We start from the raw sequence: 3059 nt of genomic DNA on the forward strand, positions 1-3059 counted from the left end.
TCCTCGCGACGCATCCCATCGACCTCAACTGACCCCCGCTCCTCGCGACGCATCCCATCGACCTCAACTGACCCCCGCTCCTCGCGACGCATCCCATCGACCTCAACTGACCCCCGCTCCTTGAGTAGCCCCGGAGCTTGCGGAGGGGCGTATCGAAAGGACTCGTGACCCGCATCACTCCCGATGCTAAGTTGTGATCGCTTGATCAGGTTCCCGCCGCGTCGACGCTCTGACGTCGTCGCGGCGCATCACACGCGGGGGTGTGCATGGGCAAGTCGTCGAGAAGCGTTCGTCTGCTGGCGGGGGTGATCGCACTCGTCGCGGCGCTGGTCGCGCCGACCGCGGTCGCGGGGGCCGCACCGAGCGGACCCACGGGAGGGGCCGCCGCCGCGCGCTGGGCCGCGGGCCACGACGGCCCGCAACCCTATGCCGGCGTGAACGTCAGCTGGGACGTGCCGATCAGGATGAGTGACGGCACCGTCCTACGCGCCAACGTCTATCGGCCTGCTGATGCCCGCGAACGACCGACGTCGACGAAGACGCCGGTCATCGTCAACATGACCCCGTACACCAAGCTGATCACCACGGTCGGATCCGCGGTCACGCAGCATCCGGTGCTCGAGCCGTTCCTGCTGCAGATCGCCCGGTCCATCAACCTGTCCGGCACGCCGATCGACGGCATCAACGACATCGCGCACACCCTGCGCGACGGGGGCGCCAAGACTTTCCTCGTCGACTTCGACCTCGTCCGCAGCGGCTACACACAGGTCGTCGTCGACGTGCGCGGAACCGGCTTCTCCCAGGGCAAGTGGGACGTCTTCCAGGACCGCGAGCAACGCGACACCATCGAGGTCATCAACTGGGCGTCGAAGCAGCGGTGGTCCAACGGCAAGGTCGGCATGTCCGGTGTCTCCTACTCCGCGATCAACCAGATCCAAGCCGCCAACAAGAACCCGAAGGCACTGAAGGCGATCTTCCCGGTCGAACCGGGCGGTGATCTCATCCGAGACATCGTGGCGCCGGGTGGGGCGTTGGGTGTCGGCTTCCTGCCGCTGTGGCTGACTCTGGTCAACACCACGAAAATGATCCCGAACGTGGCGTCGATGCTCAACGGCACCTTCGACTGGAAGTGGCTGGCCGACCGGATCTCCGACCCGCTGACCTTCTATCCGCAACTCTTCGCAGCACTGCTCACACCCGACGTCGCGTCGGTGCCGCCGGAGCTGAAGGCGTTGCTGGAGAACAACTCCGAACCGCGGTCCGCCTGGCTCGACCGTGCCGAGAACATCACCACGCCGACCCTCATCTACGGCGGCTGGTTCGACCTCTTCACCAACTCCGAAGTCCGCATGTACAACAAGATCCCGCTGCCGCCGGGCCGCAAGCAGCTGATCATGGGCGACGGCTATCACCTGACCATCGGCGGCGGGCAACAGGGTCGCGACGGCACGCCGCCGCGACTCGACGTGCTGCAGAAGGCGTGGTTCGACAAGTGGCTCAAGGGAATCGACAACGGCATCGACTCCTATGGTCCGGTGAACCTCAAGCAGGTGGGCGATTCCTGGATCACCGCCCGGCAGTTCCCGCGCGCCGGGATGGAGCGTCAGCGCCTCTATCTGAGCGACCGGCGTAGCGGTACCGCGGCACACGCGGTCCGCGACGGCAGCCTGACCACGAAGGCCCCGCGGTCGCGGGCACGCATGTCCATCGCCCCCGGCCTCGCCCCCATGTGTTCCCGCGACGCGGCACAGCAACTGGCCGGTGCGCTGGCGATCTTCCCGTTCTGCGCCGACGATGCCCGCATCTCCGAACGCGCGGCACTGTCGTTCACCACTCCCCCGCTCACGACGACCCGCAGCGTGTCCGGGTACTCCAACATTCGGCTGAACACCGTGCTCGACGCCACCGACGGCTACTGGACGGCCACCCTCAACGACGTCGCGCCCGACGGCACGTCGAAGGTGATCTCGTCGGGACAGGTGATGGCGTCGCTTCGTGGATACGACCGCGCGGCATCGCAATTCGCGCCGAACGGAGACGTGATCGACCCGTTCTACAACCTCACACTGTCCTCACGGCAGCCGGTGGCTCCGGGACGTCCGGTCAGCATAGACATCGGGCTGCTGCCCACCGAGGCGATCGTGAAGCCGGGTCATCGCCTGCGGGTCGACGTCTTCGCGATGAACTTCCCGCGCGGTCTGCCGCTACGCCCGTTGCTGAACGAGTCGGGCCTGAAGCCGCAGCACATCCAGCTCGACCCGAGCCGGCCGAGCTTCGTGAACCTGCCGCTGTCGACGCCGGTCGGTGGCTGACACGCCAATCGGTGACTGACACGGCGAGGGTCGCTCGGCGACAGTCGATCTGAGACGGACCAACACACTGACGACACCGCTGGAGCCGTCGACCTTTTGGTCGACGGCTCCAGCGTGTGCGATCTGTGCGGGCGCGGTTTCGCCGACTGCGATGCCGGTGTGCGTCCGCGGTTCAGGTGTCGTTCGGATCAGTACCCACCAGCGTCGTCCTGCGGTTCTGGACTGCCCGACTTAGCCAGGCCTCTCGCGATCATGTAACCGACGGTCAGCCACGTGATGTACTTGAGCGCGTCGGCAGCACCGAACGGATCGACGTCGCCATCTCCACCGCCCACCACGAGCGCGGTGATCACCACGGCGAGTACGGCGAGCCCATACGCGATCAGTTCACTCGTCTTCGTCGAAGCCTTTGTCTCTACATTTCGGCGGAACCCTACGGGGTTGGGCGTGGCGATCGGGGGCGCAGAATTGCCGGGCGCGGCACCGGGATTGGGCTGCCGGTACGGTTCGGGGCTGGTCATGAGAAGGCCTTTCCTCGAATTGCTCACCCTTCTCCGGTGACCCCGGAGAAGGTGCACCTCTGTGCATCTCAGGGTCCCCCGATCAGGATGCCGCCAAACACCGGGTGTCATTTGCCACCGCTATGGGACCACCTGTTTGCCACGAGCATGGGACCACCTTGGCGCGTTATTGAGGATGCGCGGTGGGGTCGTGGCGGTCAAGTCCGGGGCGTTGGCGCTGGCGGTA

2 protein-coding genes are annotated in these 3059 nt (G+C 66.1%); one reads left to right on the forward strand and one right to left on the reverse strand.

All coding sequences use genetic code 11. The annotated features are described in order from the left end of the window. The first annotated feature begins 266 nt into the window (after positions 1-266). Positions 267-2312: a CocE/NonD family hydrolase gene (locus NWF34_RS20885; protein WP_024497958.1), complete on the forward strand. Its 2046-nt coding sequence runs from the start codon at positions 267-269 to the stop codon at positions 2310-2312. A 188-nt stretch (positions 2313-2500) separates the two neighbouring features. Here the strand turns inward: NWF34_RS20885 and NWF34_RS20890 are convergent, their stop codons facing one another. Beyond that, complete coding sequence (locus NWF34_RS20890; RefSeq protein WP_024497959.1) at positions 2501-2833, reverse strand: hypothetical protein; 333 nt, start codon at positions 2831-2833, stop codon at positions 2501-2503. Positions 2834-3059 lie beyond the last annotated feature (226 nt).

The sequence above is a fragment of the Gordonia sp. GONU genome, assembly GCF_024733855.1.
Lineage (GTDB): Bacteria > Actinomycetota > Actinomycetes > Mycobacteriales > Mycobacteriaceae > Gordonia > Gordonia amicalis.

What these genes read in the sequence shown, in the direction of transcription:
- NWF34_RS20885 (WP_024497958.1), top strand. Translation starts at nt 267, where the DNA reads ATGGGCAAGTCGTCGAGAAGCGTTCGTCTGCTGGCGGGGGTGATCGCA.
- NWF34_RS20890 (WP_024497959.1), bottom strand. Translation starts at nt 2,833, where the DNA reads ATGACCAGCCCCGAACCGTACCGGCAGCCCAATCCCGGTGCCGCGCCC.